This window comes from Vibrio floridensis (assembly GCF_021852965.1).
Classification (GTDB): domain Bacteria; phylum Pseudomonadota; class Gammaproteobacteria; order Enterobacterales; family Vibrionaceae; genus Vibrio; species Vibrio floridensis.
The window spans coordinates 73,500-91,895 of sequence record NZ_JAKGCY010000003.1 but is presented as its reverse complement, the minus strand read 5'-3'; the positions used below and the strand labels follow the sequence as shown (position 1 = coordinate 91,895).

Below are 18,396 nucleotides of genomic sequence, written 5' to 3'. Positions count from 1 at the left end.
CTTTTAGTTCGCCGTATTCCATGCTTAAAGAATGACGGTTTTGTTGCCATACACAAAAACGTGGTCATTCAGTACCTTATTAAGCGCCTTGCTCAACACATTCTTCTCAACATCTCGACCCGCTTGCGCCATGTCTTGCGCGCTGAAGTTGTGATCAACCGGAATCACGTCTTGTTTGATGATTGGGCCTTCATCTAAATCATTGGTGACGAAGTGTGCCGTAGCACCGATGATTTTTACACCGCGATCAAAAGCTTGTTGATAAGGTTTCGCGCCAATAAAGGCAGGCAAGAAGCTGTGGTGAATGTTGATGATCTTATGATGATATTTCTCAACAAAACCTGGCGTGAGCACACGCATGTATTTCGCTAGCACCAAATAATCGGGCTGATATTGACCAATCACTTCAAGCATCTTCTGCTCGTGACTTTCACGATCGAGTCCTTCATGACAAACATGGTGATAAGGGATGTCGAATTTTTCCGTGAGGCTTTGCAGTTTGTCGTAGTTACCTACCACCGCAGCAATGTCAACATCCAAGCTACCGTCGTAATTCTTCATCAGAATATCACCTAAGCAGTGCGCTTCTTTGGTAACCAAAATCACAATGCGTTTGCGCTCAGAACTGACGAGTTTACGTTTTGCCCCTTGTGGCAGCGCTTGGTCGAGATCGGCAAGAAAAGTGTGGTCGTTAAAGTATCCCTCCAGCTCGGTTCGCATAAAAAAGTGACCGCTGGAATTATCTACAAACTCATTGTTGTGAATAATATTCAGTTGATGCTTGTAACAAATGTTGGTGATTTTAGAGATCAGACCCGGCGCGTCTGAGCAATGAGTCAGTAGTGTTTTCTTTTCCATATTAGAGATACTTCCGTGATTTATTTTTTTTATGGTACGAATAATTGTTTGGGCGTCGAACGGTGAACTAAACCGCAATACAGGCCTAATAGATAATCTATTATTAAGATGGTTTCAAACAAATTCTCCAGCAAAACGTTTGGCTGAAGACGTTGTCTGAATTGAGCCTTCATAAGAATCATAGAGGTGGTGTATATGGACAAAGATCTACTGGCTCGAAAACTGTATGTAGAGAGAGTGAGCTCTCTGCTCGGTAACCATGAAATAGATGAGGATCGCATTACTGAACTTTGGGAAAATCGAGCTTCTCCAGCCGAAGCGGCCAAGGCCATCTTAGGGGAAGAGGATCAATTCACCGGCCCAGCGTGGCTTGCACGCTATTTAAACCGCAAATAACCGACCAAATACCTGCCGAGGCGAAGACAATTCGGATTCGCCTCAAAAAGACAAACCTGACATAATCTGTGCCACTGACCCCTCAGCAGAACACAGAATGATAGCAAAAACGTTTTCTTCCAAAGGTGCTTTAGGCAAGGCCATTCCCGGCTTTCAAGCTCGTCAACCTCAGGTCGATATGGCCGAAGCGGTCGCCGAGGCGATCCAACAGCAAACACAGCTTGTGGTTGAAGCGGGGACCGGAACCGGCAAAACCTTCGCTTATCTGGTGCCAGCTCTGCTAAGTGGCAAAAAGGTCATTATTTCTACCGGTTCGAAAAACTTGCAAGAACAACTTTTTCATCGTGATTTGCCGCTCATGACCGATGCGTTGGGCTTTTTTGGACAAGTCGCGTTATTGAAAGGCCGCTCCAACTATTTGTGTTTAGAGCGTTTAAGCCGACAAATGGTCGAAGTGCATCACAATGAATCGGATTCCACGTCATTAAGCCAATTGGTCAAAGTGCGCAGTTGGTCTTCGGAAACCAAAACGGGCGATTTGGGTGATTGTGAAGAGTTGCCAGAAGACAGCATGATCATACCCACCATCACGTCAACCAATGACAACTGCTTAGGTAAAGATTGCCCAAGTTACCAAGATTGCTTTGTGTTAAAAGCGCGAAAGAAAGCGCTGGATGCCGATGTGGTGGTGGTGAACCATCACCTTTTTCTTGCCGACCTGGCGATCAAAGAAACCGGTTTTGGTGAGCTGATCCCCGAAGCGGATGTGTTTATTTTCGATGAAGCGCACCAACTGCCTGATATTGCGAGCGAATATTTTGGTCAGTCACTCTCCAGCCGCCAGATTCTCGATTTGGCCAAAGACATTGAAATTGCCTATCGCACGGAAGTGAAAGACATGCGTCAGTTGCAAAAAGTGGGGGATAAATTAGCCCAAACCGCAATGGATATGCGCATTGTGCTGGGTGAGCCCGGCTTTCGTGGCAATTGGCGTGATGCCTTACAGTCGTCATCCATCAAGCGCGAAGTGGATCGGTTGGTGGATGCGTTGGATTTGACCATCGATGTACTCAAGCTCGCGTTAGGTCGCTGCCAATTGCTTGATGTGGCGTTTGAGCGCGCTAACCTTATCAAAGGTCGTTTAGAACGAGTGTGTGATACCAGCATAACGGGCTATTCATACTGGTTTGATACCTCGCCGCGCCATTTTACATTGCACATCACGCCGCTCTCTGTTGCCGACAAATTTCATGAGCAAATAGAGATCAAGCAGGGTGCGTGGATCTTCACCTCGGCCACGTTGGCAGTGGGGGACGATTTTAGTCATTTTACCGACCGCTTAGGCTTAAAGCCGCGAAAACAATTCTCATTGCCAAGCCCATTTGATTATGCCGAGCAGGCGCGATTGTGCGTCCCTCGCTATCTACCAGAGCCCAATAGCCCAGGTTTGGCGCAAAAACTGGTGAGCATGTTGGCACCGGTGATTGAATCCAACCAAGGGCGCTGTTTCTTCCTCTGTACTTCACATTCGATGATGCGTGAATTGGGCGAGCGTTTTCGCGAGGTTTTAGGCTTGCCTGTTTTATTGCAAGGCGAGATGAGCAAACAGCGCACGCTAGCGGAATTTATGGAGTTGGGGAATGCGTTGCTGGTGGCCACTGGCGCTTTTTGGGAAGGAATCGATGTTAGAGGTGACGCCTTAAGCTGTGTTATCATCGACAAACTTCCTTTTACATCACCAGATGACCCGCTACTTAAAGCTCGTATCGAAGATTGTCGATTACGAGGCGGAGAGCCGTTTGAGCAAGTACAACTGCCTGATGCAGTCATTACGCTCAAACAAGGGGTAGGGCGTCTGATTCGAGATCAAAAAGATCGCGGGGCTTTAATCATCTGTGACAACCGCTTGGTCACAAGAGAGTACGGCGGCATTTTTCTTGCCAGCTTACCTCCGATCCCGAGAACCCGTGATTTGGATTTGATTCAACAATTTCTAACAGAACAAACAGAGAACTGAATGAGCGCTAAAATTCTTGCTATCGACACTGCAACCGAAAACTGTTCAGTCGCCCTTTTAGTCGGCGAACAAGTCTTCTCACGTAGCGAAGTGGCCCCGCGTGACCACACCAAAAAAGTCCTACCTATGGTGGAAGAGGTGTTGCAACAAGCTGGATTGACACTGACCGATTTAGATGCGCTCGCTTTTGGCCGTGGCCCAGGCAGTTTTACTGGCGTGCGAATTGGCATCGGTATTGCACAAGGTTTAGCATTCGGTGCGGATTTGCCAATGATTGGCATTTCAACACTGGCAGCGATGGCGCAAGGTTCCTACCGTGTACACCGCGCGACCTCGGTGGTGGCTGCGATTGATGCGCGCATGGATGAGGTCTATTGGGGACGCTACCAGCGTCAGCAAGATGGCAGTTGGGTTGCCGTGGACGCAGAATGCGTCATTCCTCCGGCGCAATTAGCACAAAATATCACGGCCGATCAACAGAGCTGGACAAGCGCGGGTACAGGATGGGATGCCTACGCTGAAAGCTTAGCCAATTTGCCGTTGAACATCGAAGCGGGTGAGGTTCTTTACCCTGATGCTCAAGACATTGTTGTCCTTGCTAAGTATGAGCTTGCGGCGGGCAATACGGTCGCCGTGGAAGAGTCTAGCCCAGTTTATCTGCGCGATAACGTGGCTTGGAAAAAACTACCAGGGCGTGAATAACGCCCACTTAAAGTGATGGAACGCGATGGCTTCAATTAACGGTTTACCTCCTGCGATTATTCCCGGGACGCAACGAACGAATAAAAGCAGCAACAAGCGTAAGGTGGCGAAAAACCAACAGCAACAAGCGGTTGGTCAAACGTCCAAGGTAGCCAATGCTGTTGCCCATAGCATCCAAAATGTCAAAGAATCTGACATTCATAAAGCGCAAATTCAGTATGATCTTCCCGAAGGTCAAGCTCGACGTGCAATGCAAGAATACATGGACGTAATGAATCAAGCCAAAAGAGAGGAACTCGCCCAGTTGCTCGGTGTCGATATCTACATTTGACCCTTTTGTTGCTTTGATGAATTAAGACAGGCAGGTAAATAATGAAGAAAACGGTTCGCTCTCTTTTCGCAATGATCGCTTTGCTCGGTTTGGCCGCATGCAGCTCTTTACCGCAAGAACTGACGGCACAAAATCAAGATGTGTTAACGGACTATCAAATCTTTGCTGAAAGCCAAGGCATGGTGACGCAAGATGTTCGTTTGGGTGGCGTGATTGCTAAAGTGGACAATCTCAAAGACAAAACGCGCATTGAAATTGTTAACTTGCCGATCGATAAAAACGGCAAGCCCGACATTAGCCAAGAACCCAATGGACGTTTTGTTGCCTACCTTGATGGCTATTTAGAGCCCGTTGCGTTTAGTCAAGGACGTTTGATTACCGTAGTCGGCACTGCTGCAGGGGAAGAGCAAGGCAAAATCGGCGAGTATGATTATGTTTTTCCAGTGGTGAAGAGCTACGGTTATCGCCTTTGGACCATCGAAGAAAGAGTGAGAGTGTATGACACTTCAAGCTACCTCTACCCGTGTTATTCGATTACTTGCCGACAAATGCGCGACTTCCCGCGTGACGGTAAAATCATTCAAGATGTTAAATAATGCGTGAGACGCGTTATGTTATCGCTAGTGGAACGCTGGCAGCAATCGAGTATGGTGATGTAAAAACGGCTGATTTATCAGTCGTTTTTCTTCATGGCTGGCTGGATAACGCCGCCAGCTTTCATAGCGTCATGGCAGAGCTGCATCAGCAAAACCCTAAGCTTCACCTATGCGCCATTGATCTTCCCGGTCATGGTCTCTCTTCGCACAAGTCATTGGATAATTTTTATCCATTTCATGATTATATCGATGACGTTTATCAGTTTTTGCGTGTTTTATCGCCAAATAAACTGCTACTAGTAGGCCATTCACTTGGTGCTTTGATTGCAAGTTGTTATAGTGCGGCCTTTCCTGAACAGGTGACAGCTCTGGTTCAGATAGAAGGTTACGGGCCTTTGGCTGAAGCCCCGCAAAAGGCGGTTGAAAGGCTCAGGCAAGGGGTACTCAGCCGTAATCGTTTGCGTGCGAAACCCTCCCGTAATCTCAGTAGTTTTGATGAAGCGCTCATGCTTCGCGTCGCTGCCAATCAGCTTTCTGCGGATGCATTGCGACCCATCGTCGAACGTGGTGTTGAACATCGCCATGGCATTTGGCAATGGCGTCATGATGCAAAACTGAAATGTGATTCGTTGTATCGACTCTCGCAGAAACATGCCGAAACGATTTTAGACCAAATTTCCTGTTTTCATCTGATCATATTAGGCGAAAATGGATTTCGTGAGCTTAAGGATATCAGTCACTTAAATGCGAAAAATCCAGCCCAAATTGAGACAGTGCAAGGCGGTCATCACTGTCACTTAGAGCAATCACTCGAGGTCGCAATGCGAATTCTTGGAGTAGTTAACAAAATTTAAACAAGTGTTTGAGAGTTTCGTGCTCAAGCATGCCTGCTGTGCTGTAATAGTGAACAAATAAAAAGGACGCTATCTCGCAAGCTTCTCTTGCGTAGGCCAGCTTTAAACGAGGAGTAACATCGTGGAAAAACCATGGCTTTCACGTTATCCATCTGACGTACCGGAAACCATTAACCCAGATCAGTACGAGTCACTGGTCGAAATGTTTGAGCAATCAGTGCAGAAATACGCCGACCAACCTGCGTTTATGAACATGGGTTCGGTGATGACTTTCCGCAAGTTAGAAGAGCGCAGCCGTGCGTTTGCTGCGTATCTACAAAACGAGTTGAAACTGAAAAAAGGCGATCGCGTGGCATTAATGATGCCAAACCTGCTGCAATATCCTGTGGCACTGTTTGGTGTGCTACGTGCTGGCTGCATTGCTGTGAACGTAAACCCGTTGTATACCCCACGTGAACTGGAACATCAGCTCAACGACTCTGGTGCCACCGCGATTGTGATCGTGTCGAACTTTGCCAATACGCTAGAGCAGATCGTTGAGAACACGCCAGTTAAACACGTGGTTCTAACCAGCCTTGGCCAAATGTTACCACGTGCGAAAGGCACCATCGTTGATTTTGTTGTGAAATATGTCAAAGGCATGGTACCAAAATACGATCTGCCAGGGGCCATCTCGATGCGCAAAGCCTTGCACAAAGGCCGTCGTCTTCAGTACGTCAAACCTTTTATGACTGGCGATGATATTGCCTTCTTGCAATACACCGGCGGTACCACTGGGGTGGCGAAAGGCGCAATCCTTACTCACCGCAATATGATTGCTAACGTAATGCAAGCTAAAGGCATGTATGGTCCGGTTCTTCAGCCTGGCCGTGAGCTTGTGGTGACCGCGCTGCCGTTGTATCACGTATTTGCTTTAACGGTGAACTGCTTGCTGTTCATCGAAATGGGTGGCCGCAACCTGTTGATCACCAACCCACGCGATATTCCAGGGTTTGTTAAAGAGCTACAGAAATACCCGTTCACCGCCATTACTGGGGTAAACACGCTGTTTAACGCGCTGGTCAATAATGAAGATTTCCATGAACTGAACTTCAGCCATCTGAAACTGGCTGTTGGTGGTGGCATGGCCGTTCAGCGCGCGGTGGCGGAGAAGTGGAAGAAAACCACAGGCTGTTACCTGCTCGAAGGCTACGGTTTAACCGAGTGTTCACCACTGGTTGCCGCGTATCCGCACGATCTTGTGGATTACAACGGTTCCATTGGTCTGCCCGTTCCATCAACAGAAGTTCGCATTGTGAACGATGAAGGTGAACCCCTCGCTAATAGTGAAACGGGTGAGTTGCAAGTGCGTGGCCCACAGGTGATGCAAGGTTACTGGCAGCGCCCAGAAGCGACCAAAGAAGTGATCAACAATGACGGTTGGCTATCGACTGGTGACATCGTCAAATTTGATGAAGATGGCTTCTTGCACATTGTTGATCGTAAGAAAGACATGATTTTGGTGTCCGGTTTTAACGTTTATCCAAATGAAATCGAAGATGTGGTTGCGCTGCACGGCAAGGTGCTTGAAGTGGCGGCCATCGGTCAGCCGCACGAAGTCTCTGGCGAAGTCGTGAAGATTTATGTGGTTAAGCGTGATCCAAGCCTGACCAAAGAAGAGATCATCAATCACTGTCGTCAGCACCTGACAGGCTATAAAGTGCCGAAGTTGATTGAGTTCCGTGAAGATCTGCCGAAAACCAACGTCGGTAAGATTTTGCGTCGCGTATTACGCGATGAAAATGATGCTAAGCTTGCCAAAGAGAATGAGGCAGCGTAAGCCGCGCAAAGTGTCACGAAGAGTGTTAAAATGCCAGCCGAATTCCAAGGCTGGCATTTTTATTTTCAAAGCGATAGCGAGAGACGAGTGAATTACCAAATTATTACCGAAAACCAAGACCTAGTTAGGGTATGCAGTAAAGCGCGCGAAGCAGACGTTGTGATGTTGGATACCGAGTTTGTCCGCACCCGAACGTATTACCCACAATTGGGCTTAATTCAGCTTTTTGATGGTGACACCCTCTCGCTGATTGATCCAACGGTGCTGACTGATATGAGTGCGTTTACTGAGTTGCTTAACGATGCCTCGGTAATGAAAGTGCTTCACGCGTGCGGTGAGGATTTGGAAGTGTTCCACAATGCGTTTGGTGCGATACCGGTACCGATGGTGGATACGCAAATCATGGCCGCGTTTTTGGGCCACGGTCTATCGACGGGCTTTGCTGCCTTGGTCGAGCAGTACCTTAACGTGGAACTGGATAAGAGTGAGTCGCGCACCGACTGGTTGGCTCGCCCTCTGAGTGACAAACAGCTTGAGTACGCCGCGGCAGACGTTCACTACTTGCTGCCGCTGTACGACATCTTGTTGGAAAAAGTGATGGCAGCGGGCTGGTGGCAAGCGGCTCAACAAGAGAGTGAACTGCAAGCAAGCAAGCGCGTAAAAACGCCGAATGCCGAAGAGGCGTACCTCGATATCAAAGGGGCTTGGCAGCTTAAGCCAAGAGAGCTTGCAATACTCAAACCGCTTGCGACTTGGCGTATGCAAGAGGCGATTCGTCGTGACTTAGCGTTGAACTTTGTTTTCAAAGAACACGACTTACTCACGGTGGCACGTTTAGGGTTAACCAGTTTTAAGCGCATGGAAGAAGAGGGGATGGATGTTCGCTCAGTACAGCGTCATGGCAATCGCATTGCGGCGATGGTGAAGTCGGCGCGTGAGACCGATCCTGAAGACTATCCAGCGCCAATTGAACGCTTGATGGATTTGCCGGGCTATAAACAGTTGTTCAAAAAACTAAAAGATGAAGTCACTCGCGCGTCAAAAGCGACAGGTTTAGCGAGCGAGTTTTTAGCGTCGAAGAAGCAGACTAATCACTTGATCAGTTGGGTATGGAAACATCAGCGCGATCAAAATCGCCTGCCAGATTTGATGCAAGGTTGGCGCTTAGACATTCTGGGCGAAAAAATGAACAAGCTAATTTAGAGCACGCTTGGAGCATTTGCTGTATGGATAAATAAAAACAGACGGTCTAAGCCGTCTGTTTTTCTATCCGATGGATGAAGCGCTATTTCTCTTCGTCTGGCAGTTTCACATTCAATTCCAAGACGGAAATATCATCGTCTTTATGTTCAAAGGTGAGATCGACCATCGAAGGATCAATCGCAACGTATTTGCTGATCACCTTAAGAATGTCTTCTTTCAACTGCGGCAAATAAGATGGCGCGGGGTCATTTTGGCTGCGGCGCTCTGCGACGATGATCTGCAAACGCTCTTTAGCGAGGCTTGCAGAGGTCTTTTTTTGTGGGCGGAAAAACTCAAGCAGTGACATATCTAGCCTCCAAACAGTCGTTTAAACAGTCCTTTCTTCTCCTCAGTAAGGAAACGAAAATCCACTTGATTACCCAGTAGGCGCTCAACCGTGTCTGAATAGGCCATGCCTGCATCGGTGTTTTCATCAAAAATCACGGGCACGCCTTTGTTCGAGGCATTCAGTACCGCTTGGCTCTCAGGAATCACACCGAGTAGTGAAATGTGCAGAATTTCCTCGACATCTTCAACGCTCAGCATTTCGCCAAGATTCACGCGAGCAGGATTATAACGGGTCAACAAAAGATGTTGCTTGACCGGCTCAAGCCCTTGTTCTGCACGCAGAGATTTCGAATCCAAAATTCCCAAGATACGGTCTGAATCTCGCACAGAAGAGACTTCTGGGTTGGTGGTGACAATCGCTTCATCTGCAAAGTATAGCGCCATTAACGCTCCTTGCTCGATACCCGCCGGTGAATCGCAGATAACAAAGTCAAACCCCATAGTATCGAGTTCGTCCAACACACGTTTGACCCCTTCTTTGGTGAGCGCATCTTTGTCACGGGTCTGTGATGCAGGAAGAATGAATAGGTTATCGACGCGTTTGTCTTTGATCATCGCCTGATTCAGGGTTGCTTCGCCATTAATCACGTTAACAAAGTCATAGACCACACGACGCTCACAACCCATGATCAAATCTAGGTTACGTAGGCCGATATCAAAATCGATAACCGCTGTCTTTTTTCCTTTCAGCGCAAGGCCTGAAGCAATCGCGGCGCTGGACGTGGTTTTGCCAACCCCACCTTTACCCGAAGTAACAACAATAATGCGTGCCATTGTGTGATTTCCTTTTTAATTCTTTACTGAGTGAGCGCTTCAAGATGGAGCGTATCGTCCACCAAGCTCAACATCACTTTTTGCTGCCAAAATTGGCGTTCAATTTGGTCACTGAGCCAATAGTTGCCGGCAATTGAGATCAACTCGGCCTGCAAATCTTGGCAAATAATACGAGCTTCTTTTTGGCCACTTGCACCAGCAATTGCACGACCTCGCAAGGTGCCATGAATATGGATTGAACCGTCAGCAATCACTTCGGCTCCCGCGCTGACGTGGTTTAGGATCACCAAATCACCATCTTTGGCGTAGATTTGCTGACCAGAGCGAATCGGGGTGCGAATGATTTTTGTCGGTGTGATTTTCGCTGGCGCCTGAGCGGGGGATTTGCTGGCCGACATGATGGCAAACCCGGCCTCTGACGCAAGATTCTGCGTGCGTTTATCTTTAGCTCCAGTAATGCCAACGGGAATGAATCCGGCTTCGGAAATACCTTGCTTGAGCGCGACGAAATCGAGGTCGCCTTTAACGTTGGCGATATTGATCACTACAGGCGCAGCCGCGAAAAAAGCGGGCGCTTGCTCAACTTTTTCTTGGACGAATTCGATAGCCGTGTCGACCGAGTTGTTGCAAAGGTGCAGAACCGATAACGTAAAGCTGCTACCTTTTAGGTCTGGAGAGTGAGACATTAGATACTTCTTGCCTTTGTTGAAAGAGCGTTGTCTTTTACTAAGGCTGTCATGTTATATTTCATCCCAATACGCAGCAAGTTCTCTTGCTGTCAAATAAGTGATTTTGTCTAAAAAATTAGGTTTAAATTAAATTTCGCGCGTCAAACGCGAAAATCAGCACAAAAGGCTTGTCATGCTTTGTTCTATCTATAAAAGTTCTAAGAAAGAAGGCACATATCTTTATATTCCAAAAAAAGATAATTTTTCACAGGTTCCTGACACATTAATGCAGATGTTCGGTAAGCCTTCTCATGTGATGACGGTGAATCTTGAAGGGCGTAGTTTGGCATTAGTGAACATTGAAAAAGTAAAAGAATCGCTCAACAACGAGGGCTTTTTCTTGCAACTGCCACCTCCGCCAGAAAATCTCTTACAACAACATAAAGAGCGTAAAGCGCAGCAGAAAGAAGACTAAGGCTTAAACGCCTTGGGAAGTAGGCCAGCTCGATTGCTCAAGGAGGGCTATTTGAAAAAATTGGTAACCGCGATACTCAGCATCGGACTTTGTTCATCGGCGTGGGCGAACACCGAAAGTTTTGAGCAGTATCTTGAGCGTTTAAAAGCCCAAGCGGCGGAAGAAGGCATTTCGGCTCAAACCATAGAGCAAGCCTTTCGCGATGTGCAATTTAAACCACGAGCGGTAAAAGCCGATCGCAATCAACCGGAGAAAAAGCAAACGCTGGATGAATATCTTCCTCGTGCGGTGCCGGATTGGAAAGTGAAACAAGCCAAAGATCTCTATGAAAAGCATTACGTTGAATTGAGCCAGATTGCGGATCGCTATGGTGTACAAGCGCGCTTTATTGTTGCGTTGTGGGGCGTCGAAAGTAACTTTGGTAAGTTCACCGGCAATTTCCCTGTGGTCGATGCTTTATCAACCATGGCCTATGAAGGGCGTCGTGAAGCTTTCTTTCGTGCAGAAACCATGGCTGCGCTGAAAATCTTAGACCAAGGGCATATTGAGTTTGAAAACTTCAAAGGCTCTTGGGCAGGTGCGATGGGGCAGTGTCAGTTTATGCCAAGCTCTTTCCTTGCCTATGCAGCAGACGGCAACGGTGATGGCAAGAAAGACATCTGGAATACCAAAGCCGATGTGTTTGCTTCAACTGCCAGTTACCTCAGCCAATCTGGTTGGGATGACAAATACACTTGGGGTCGCCAAGTGCGCGTGCCGAAAGGGTTTGATCTTGAGCTAGAAGGGCGAGAAGAGGCGAAAGGCAAATACCTGCAGGAATGGAAAAAACTGGGTATTACCAGCATCAATGGACGCTCATTACCTAAGCTAAACGAAGACATTAAAGCTTGGTTAGTGATGCCTGATGATGAGAATGGCCGCGCTTATCTGGTCTACAACAACTACAATGTGTTGATGAAGTGGAATCGCTCGCATTACTTTGCACTGGCAGTGAGTCATTTGGCTGACCGCATCAAAAATTAATTCAATTCGGCTTGTGGTGTTAGCCACAAGCCAACAGCGATAAACATGTTATCTGAACGCGCAGCACAAATGGTGGTTTTTGCCGCCCTCGTCAAACATCAAAACTTCACTTCTGCCGCTAAGAGCTTAGCGGTGTCGGTTTCTCATGTCAGTAAGCAACTGGCACAACTCGAAGCATCGTTGGGGATCAAGTTGATCCAACGCACCACGCGCAGCTTTACACCGACTGAAGCAGGATTGGCCTTCTATCACCATTGCCAGCAAGTGGTGCAGGCGGTGAACAATGCGCAATATGAAATGGAGAGCCAGCGCGATGAAATTGCCGGTTTAGTACGAATTGGCTTGTCGCAATCCTTTGGTACTTTGCATATTCTCCCTGCCATTGATGAACTGCGCCAGAAATACCCGCTACTGCAAGTGGAAATGCACTTGTTTGATTACAAAGTCGACATGCTGCAAGAAGGGTTAGACTTGTGGATCACCAACCATGAGCATTTACCAGAAGGCTACATTGCTCAGCGTTTAGCGGATTGTCAGTTCGTTGTCGCGGCGTCTCCGGACTATTTGTTGCAGCATGATGCACCGAAAGAGCCTAACGATCTCGCCAATCACAACTGCCTGATTTACCGAAGCTGGGAGCGTGACTACACCAGTTGGGCGTTTCGTCGCCAAGGGGAGCACCTTAGCGTTAAGGTATCGGGTAATTATTCGGTCGATCTGGCTGAGGCGGTTCGGGATGCGGCGATCTCAGGGTGGGGGATTGGCTATCTGGCGACCTACTTGCTTGGTGATGAGTTTAGAACTGGGAAACTGATTCAACTGTTGCCAGATTGGCGCGCGAATCAGGAAATGCCATTTTATGCGGTGTATCCTAGCCGCCAGCATATGCCGAAAAAAACCTCTGCTGTCATCGATTTCATTAAACAAAAAATCGGTACGCCGTGTCATTGGGACAAACAGCTGGAGCCCTATGTCAGCCTCCCTGATTAGAGTGATTTGAGTCACAAATATTTTCTATTTCCAGAAACATATTTTCCATATGGAAACAATAAAACAAAGCAAACGTTTATCTTGTTTTTATTCAATAAGTTAAGTCTTGTGGTTTTATTGCGTTTTTCTAATGAACCACCTTGTTAACATTCTCGACTTGCATCTTACGACACTGGTAATACAATCCGCGCCTTCCTTGTTCCCCCTCTCTGGAAATAATCACTATGAACTCACTCTTGGGTGTCGTAGCCATTTTGCTTTTTGCTTGGCTGCTTTCTACCAATAGAAAAAATATCCGTCTTAAAACGGTGGGATTGGCGTTTGCATTGCAAGTGGCCTTTGCGTTGTTGGTACTGTATGTGCCTGCGGGTAAAAATGCGCTAAATGGCGTGACGGGCGCGGTTTCCAATTTGATTAACTATGGGCAGGAAGGTATCGCTTTTCTGTTCGGCGGTTTGGCAACCGGCGGTTTTACTTTCGCGATTAACGTTCTTGGCATCATCATCTTCTTCTCTGCCTTGATCTCAGGCCTTTACCATGTTGGATTGATGCCGAAAGTAATCAACTTGATTGGTGGCGCCCTACAAAAGTTGTTAGGGACTGGCCGTGCTGAATCGCTTTCTGCAACCGCCAACATCTTCGTTGGCATGATTGAAGCTCCGTTGGTGGTGAAACCTTACTTAAAGCACATGAGTGACTCGCAATTCTTTGCCGTCATGACCTGTGGCCTTGCTTCGGTAGCAGGCGGTACCTTAGTCGGTTACGCCTCTTTGGGGGTCGAACTGAACTACCTGATTGCTGCGGCATTTATGTCGGCACCTGCTGGTCTTTTGATGGCCAAAATTTTGATGCCTGAAACTGAAGCTCAGGCGGAAGATGTGCAGATGGAAAACGTTGAGATGCCAAAAGCGACCAACGTGGTGGAAGCGATGGCAGACGGTGCGATGTCGGGCTTGCGTATCGCGGTAGCGGTAGGGGCAACCTTACTGGCGTTTGTCAGCGTGATTGCACTGCTGAATGGCCTGTTGGGTTGGGTCGGCAGTGGGTTTGGCATCTCTCTTAGCTTTGAGTTGATTTTGGGCTATCTATTTGCGCCAGTCGCTTGGTTGTTGGGTATTCCATGGCATGAAGCCATTACCGCGGGTTCTCTGATCGGCAATAAAATTGTGGTGAACGAATTCGTCGCGTTTATTCAGCTCATGCAAGTGAAACAAGATCTGAGTGCACACTCGCAAGCGATCGTGACTTTTGCTTTGTGTGGTTTTGCTAACATTTCCACAATGGCGATGTTGATCGGTGGTTTGGGTAGCTTGGTGCCTGAAAAACGCTCGTTCATCTCGAAATACGGCTTCCGTGCAATTACCGCAGGTGTCTTGGCGAACTTGATGAGCGCATCGATTGCGGGCGTGATTTTAAGCCTGTAAGCGATAAGAAAACAGATGGCAGTCGATGCTTACGCGCTTCTGGACAAAGTGAAGCATCGTACTGTCATTATTTGTTTTTATTCGCTATCGTTTTGATAAATAAGAAAAAGGCAGAGGATTTTCTCTGCCTTTTTCTTTTTGGCGATTTCGTCGTTTTCAAACCGATGGGGGAACAAGTGGCACGTTGTTGCGCCAAATAGCAAAAAAGAGAGCCGAAGCTCTCTTTTTTTAGGTGTATGGTCGGACTGAGAGGATTTGAACCTCCGACCCCCGACACCCCATGACGGTGCGCTACCAAGCTGCGCTACAGTCCGATGGCAGTTACTGTAATGGTAAGGAGGTGACTCGTCAACACTTTGTTTATCAACAATAAAACCTTGATTGCAGATTGAGCGGTTTGTGTGTTTTTTATACGGTGATTTTTGGGCTGTCATCGTGAAACCGCCCCATCATGGTGTTTTGGCCCGAATTTAGTCGTAGATCTTGCGTCAATCACTCGGCCAAGCGTATATACCACAAGAAAGAGTAAGTTAGTTTTTTCTTATATATCAATGACATTTTTCTGTAATTACATTTTATTACGTTTCAATTAACTGAAGGAACGTGGTTTTGGGGAATGATTCACGTATTTTATAGAATTGAATTGCTTTATCGGTGTGACTAACTAGATTGGCGAGTCTGAGTTGAATGACTAATCCGAACAAAATCTTAAAAGGAGTTAAGATTGACCATGAAAAAATGGCTGACTGCAACCGTTGCGATGCTGCTTTCAAGTGCATCCTTTGCGATAGTGCCACCTGCGCCGTTTTGGCATGATGTGGTTTTGAGTGACGGTTCCGTCACTAAGGTTCGTTTAACCGGGAGCGCGGACTTTCATTGGTATGAAGACGAACAAGGAAATGCACTGATTGAGCAGCAAGAACGATGGTTTTTTGCTGAGATAAAAAATGATGGTATTGAACCCTACTTGATGTCCAGTGGCGAAGAGAAGTTCGCCAACTCTTTTGCCCCAAGCGTTGCCCAAGATCGTTCTGCCTTACTCGTTCCTCAAAGTAGGGCAAAGTTCGGTTCGTTGCCTGTGATTGAACGTACTCGCTCTATGCCGCGTAGCAACTATGCGTCACGCGCTGCTTTTACCTCTCAAGCTACACCGTTCAAACAACCCTTGTTGGTGGTGCAAGTGTCATTCAGTGACATTCAGATGGAGCACGATTTTACCGATTTGGTTTTTAGCCAAGTTAACCAAAGTGTGGTGGATTACTACGATAAAAACTCGTTTGGTCAATATCGTGTAGTACCCGCTGAAGAAACGTCTGGTACAGTCAATGATGGGGTGATTGATGTTGCTGTTTTGCAGCCGCACCCCAATTGTCACAATGGCTCGCTCTGTACCAGTCGTTTGAACGCGGTCTTTAGCGAAGCGTATCGTGAAGTGAACAAGTTTGTTGACTTTGCACCTTATGATCTCAATGGGAATGGCACGATCGATCCCACAGAGCTGTCGGTGATGTTTGTTTTTGCAGGTGGCGATCGTTCTACTGGTGTGCTGAACAAGCCCGCTATTTGGCCGCATATGTTTTCTCACGACACCATGGTTGTCGATGGAAAGGGTATTTCCGCTTACTGTTTATTTGCCGACTTTCAAGTCAACAACCAGTCTACGTTGGGAGTGATTGTGCATGAGCTTGGCCACCTAATGTTAGGGTTGCCGGATCTCTATTCTTATGAGCACAAAGGTTCGGTTGGTTCTTGGGGAGTCATGGGCGGGGGCTCGTGGACGAAGAAGGAAGGTGATCTTCACGCGGGTGATACCCCAGTCAATATGAGTGCTTGGAGTCGACATGCGGCTGGCTTTATTGATCCAAAGATACTCAAAAGTTCAGATAGCCAAGTGGTGGTGGCTAATCAGCAAGCAGCGATTGTCAATCTCGACCCCTATTTACAACAGTTTGGCCCCCGTTTGTATGTCGAGAATCGCCGAAAAGTGGACTATGATCGAGCGCTTGAAGCGGAAGGCGTGTTGGTGACTTCGGTCAATATCAATAATGCGTTCAATGACCGTGGTCCGATGCAAGTGCAAATTATGCAGGCGGATGGCTTAAGTGAGCTTGAAACGGGTGGGTGGACTGACTTTGGGGATCTCTACCCAGGCCTTAGTCAAAATAGTCAAATCAGCGATACCTCGTCCCCTTCGCTAACATCGGTGACTGGCTTTGAGACAAACATCCGTCTAGATGATATTGTGAGTTCTCCCGATTCCGCTTCCTTTTTATTGAGCCTTCCGGTTGAGGGGGGAGAGTCTGCATGGTTGACCAGTCTACGTCGTTCCTATGTCTTTAGCGAAAGCGACAAAGACAGTGCGGCATTCTCGCTCGTGCTCGCCTCTGATTCGCTTTTAGAGGGGGTGCAACTCTATTATCAAAAGCTTAATGTTCTCCAACCCGTCGATTATGTCATTGCGAGTTATCCTGCTTCAAATGCCAATTTTGCTGCATTGAAGTTGAATCCATCGGAGCGCAAAGTTTTGGCACAAGGCTCGATTCATCGTGTTGGCAATGAACGTATCTTGTTCGATACACCAGCCAAGATGGACGCTGGAGCATATACCTTGGTTGTTGAACTCAAGAATGCCGAGCTAGAGCAAAACTACCTGTTTAGTGAGTTGCGAAATATGGAGCCACAAGAGCGTGATACCACTTGGCTCGGCAACGCTCAAACCAGTAACAGTGACGGCATGGCGAAACTGCCCCCTCATCTGGTGATTCCTTTTGCTGCATTGCTGGATCAAGATTTCAGTGGGCTGTTATTACCGATTGATGACATTCTCGAGGTAAACAAAAACGGTCAGTTACAGTTGCCTCTAATCAGCAATGATGTCATCGATGCGGCACTGCTCGGCAATCTGAGCATTGATATTGTTAGCGCGCCGAAATACGGCACACTGGATGGCTTGCTTTATACTGCGAAGCCTCATTTTGTTGGTGCGGACCCATTTACCTACCAACTTCGCACTCTTGATGGTCGAACGGTATCGAAAGTGGGTAATGTGACCGTCAATGTTGTGGGGCCGAATGCCGCTCCTCAAGTTCAAGTTTCCGTTCAAGCAACCTCATTGCTTCCAGGGGATGCCGTAGTACTAGACGGTTCGGCAACTCAGGATCCCGATGGTGACCCACTGGTTTATCAATGGCGTAAAACCTTTGGCCCTGCGATCAGTTTGCAACGAAGTGATACAGTGAGTCTCCGGTTCACACTCCCAGAAAGCGTAAAAATGGGTGACGTGTTGATGTTTGCATTGCAAGCCAACGATCCGAGTGGTCTAAGCCATATGAGTCATGTCCGTTTGGTGGTGGAAAATTCTCCCCCTATCGCTCGCGATGACTTTCTCTCAGTCAAAGCCGGAACGAGTATTGATGCTACACCACTGGCAAACGATAGTGATCACGATGATCAAGTATTGCAAATATCATCATTGTCACAACCGAGTATTGGCAGCGTAGCGTTGTTTGATAATCAGATCCGTTACCAAGCACCTAGCCACGTTGAGAGAGAGACTGAGGTGGTGATCAATTACGTCATAACGGATACAGAAGGCAAAACGGCGCAGGCGCAGCTGGTCGTCACCGTCACACCTGTGCCAAGTGCGGCCTCATCATCAAGCAGTGGTAGTGGTTCGTCAGGTGGTGGCGTGAATATTTGGGCGCTTGTGTTAATGACTTGGTTATTTGGTTGTAGACGCCGAAAAAGCAAAGCGTAACGCTATGTCCTCTCTACTTTTGAGCGCACCTAGAGTGCGCTTTTTTATGTGCATCTTGATGGCCAACAGCAAAATCTATCCAAGAAAGCGGGATCAAACCACGCCAAGCAACAGGCTGATTT

The 18,396-nt window shown here is 47.5% G+C and carries 17 protein-coding genes and 1 tRNA gene; 13 read left to right on the top strand and 5 right to left on the bottom strand.

Annotated elements, in window-relative coordinates:
• Nucleotides 1-24: 24 nt before the first annotated feature.
• Nucleotides 25-858 (bottom strand): formyltetrahydrofolate deformylase, encoded by an 834-nt coding sequence (purU, locus tag LZU85_RS06735; RefSeq protein WP_011078260.1) that lies wholly within the window; start codon nucleotides 856-858, stop codon nucleotides 25-27.
• A gap of 195 nt (nucleotides 859-1,053) precedes the next feature.
• Between purU and LZU85_RS06730 the strand changes: the two genes are divergently transcribed.
• The 8 genes from LZU85_RS06730 (at nucleotide 1,054) to rnd (ending at nucleotide 8,776) form a co-directional block, all read left to right on the top strand.
• Complete coding sequence (locus LZU85_RS06730; RefSeq protein WP_011078259.1) at nucleotides 1,054-1,254, top strand: hypothetical protein; 201 nt, start codon at nucleotides 1,054-1,056, stop codon at nucleotides 1,252-1,254.
• Nucleotides 1,255-1,351: 97 nt separating this feature from the next.
• The gene (locus LZU85_RS06725) at nucleotides 1,352-3,271 is read left to right on the top strand and encodes a DNA repair helicase YoaA (protein WP_237286744.1); all 1,920 of its coding nucleotides are present in this window, start codon (nucleotides 1,352-1,354) and stop codon (nucleotides 3,269-3,271) included.
• Nucleotides 3,272-3,973 carry a tRNA (adenosine(37)-N6)-threonylcarbamoyltransferase complex dimerization subunit type 1 TsaB gene (gene tsaB / locus LZU85_RS06720; protein WP_237286743.1) on the top strand — a complete coding sequence of 234 codons (702 nt, stop codon included), beginning with the start codon at nucleotides 3,272-3,274 and terminating at the stop codon, nucleotides 3,971-3,973. It begins immediately after the preceding gene.
• Nucleotides 3,974-3,998: 25 nt separating this feature from the next.
• Nucleotides 3,999-4,304: a hypothetical protein gene (locus tag LZU85_RS06715; protein ID WP_011078256.1), complete on the top strand. Its 306-nt coding sequence runs from the start codon at nucleotides 3,999-4,001 to the stop codon at nucleotides 4,302-4,304.
• Nucleotides 4,305-4,345: 41 nt separating this feature from the next.
• A complete protein-coding gene (locus tag LZU85_RS06710; RefSeq protein ID WP_072602797.1) occupies nucleotides 4,346-4,900 on the top strand; it encodes a Slp family lipoprotein in 555 nt (184 codons plus the stop codon).
• Nucleotides 4,900-5,754 (top strand): alpha/beta fold hydrolase, encoded by an 855-nt coding sequence (locus LZU85_RS06705; protein WP_013572211.1) that lies wholly within the window; start codon nucleotides 4,900-4,902, stop codon nucleotides 5,752-5,754. Before LZU85_RS06710 ends, LZU85_RS06705 begins: the two co-directional genes overlap by 1 nt.
• 121 nt (nucleotides 5,755-5,875) lie before the next feature.
• Nucleotides 5,876-7,573: a long-chain-fatty-acid--CoA ligase FadD gene (fadD, locus tag LZU85_RS06700; RefSeq protein ID WP_045623991.1), complete on the top strand. Its 1,698-nt coding sequence runs from the start codon at nucleotides 5,876-5,878 to the stop codon at nucleotides 7,571-7,573.
• Between the two features lie 87 nt (nucleotides 7,574-7,660).
• Nucleotides 7,661-8,776 carry a ribonuclease D gene (rnd, locus tag LZU85_RS06695; protein WP_176297621.1) on the top strand — a complete coding sequence of 372 codons (1,116 nt, stop codon included), beginning with the start codon at nucleotides 7,661-7,663 and terminating at the stop codon, nucleotides 8,774-8,776.
• Between the two features lie 82 nt (nucleotides 8,777-8,858).
• Here the strand turns inward: rnd and minE are convergent, their stop codons facing one another.
• From minE to minC, 3 genes are read right to left on the bottom strand one after another with little or no spacing between them, the layout of a single operon-like run.
• Nucleotides 8,859-9,122, bottom strand: coding sequence for a cell division topological specificity factor MinE (gene minE / locus LZU85_RS06690; RefSeq protein ID WP_017420993.1), 264 nt, complete (start codon nucleotides 9,120-9,122; stop codon nucleotides 8,859-8,861).
• A gap of 2 nt (nucleotides 9,123-9,124) precedes the next feature.
• Nucleotides 9,125-9,937, bottom strand: coding sequence for a septum site-determining protein MinD (gene minD / locus LZU85_RS06685; RefSeq protein WP_176297476.1), 813 nt, complete (start codon nucleotides 9,935-9,937; stop codon nucleotides 9,125-9,127).
• 23 nt (nucleotides 9,938-9,960) lie between these two features.
• The gene (gene minC / locus LZU85_RS06680) at nucleotides 9,961-10,623 is read right to left on the bottom strand and encodes a septum site-determining protein MinC (RefSeq protein WP_176297477.1); all 663 of its coding nucleotides are present in this window, start codon (nucleotides 10,621-10,623) and stop codon (nucleotides 9,961-9,963) included.
• Between the two features lie 175 nt (nucleotides 10,624-10,798).
• Between minC and LZU85_RS06675 the strand changes: the two genes are divergently transcribed.
• The 4 genes from LZU85_RS06675 (at nucleotide 10,799) to LZU85_RS06660 (ending at nucleotide 14,517) form a co-directional block, all read left to right on the top strand.
• Nucleotides 10,799-11,080, top strand: a complete 282-nt coding sequence (locus tag LZU85_RS06675) for a YcgL domain-containing protein (RefSeq protein WP_176297478.1) — start codon at nucleotides 10,799-10,801, stop codon at nucleotides 11,078-11,080.
• Between the two features lie 51 nt (nucleotides 11,081-11,131).
• Nucleotides 11,132-12,103 carry a lytic murein transglycosylase gene (locus LZU85_RS06670; protein WP_237286742.1) on the top strand — a complete coding sequence of 324 codons (972 nt, stop codon included), beginning with the start codon at nucleotides 11,132-11,134 and terminating at the stop codon, nucleotides 12,101-12,103.
• A gap of 45 nt (nucleotides 12,104-12,148) precedes the next feature.
• Nucleotides 12,149-13,093, top strand: a complete 945-nt coding sequence (locus tag LZU85_RS06665) for a LysR family transcriptional regulator (protein WP_237286741.1) — start codon at nucleotides 12,149-12,151, stop codon at nucleotides 13,091-13,093.
• 224 nt (nucleotides 13,094-13,317) lie between these two features.
• Nucleotides 13,318-14,517, top strand: a complete 1,200-nt coding sequence (locus LZU85_RS06660; RefSeq protein ID WP_237286740.1) for a NupC/NupG family nucleoside CNT transporter — start codon at nucleotides 13,318-13,320, stop codon at nucleotides 14,515-14,517.
• Between the two features lie 237 nt (nucleotides 14,518-14,754).
• Here the strand turns inward: LZU85_RS06660 and LZU85_RS06655 are convergent.
• A tRNA-Pro gene (locus tag LZU85_RS06655) sits at nucleotides 14,755-14,831 on the bottom strand.
• 416 nt (nucleotides 14,832-15,247) lie between these two features.
• Between LZU85_RS06655 and LZU85_RS06650 the strand changes: the two genes are divergently transcribed.
• Complete coding sequence (locus tag LZU85_RS06650) at nucleotides 15,248-18,274, top strand: M6 family metalloprotease domain-containing protein (protein ID WP_237286739.1); 3,027 nt, start codon at nucleotides 15,248-15,250, stop codon at nucleotides 18,272-18,274.
• The last annotated feature ends 122 nt before the right edge of the window (nucleotides 18,275-18,396 follow it).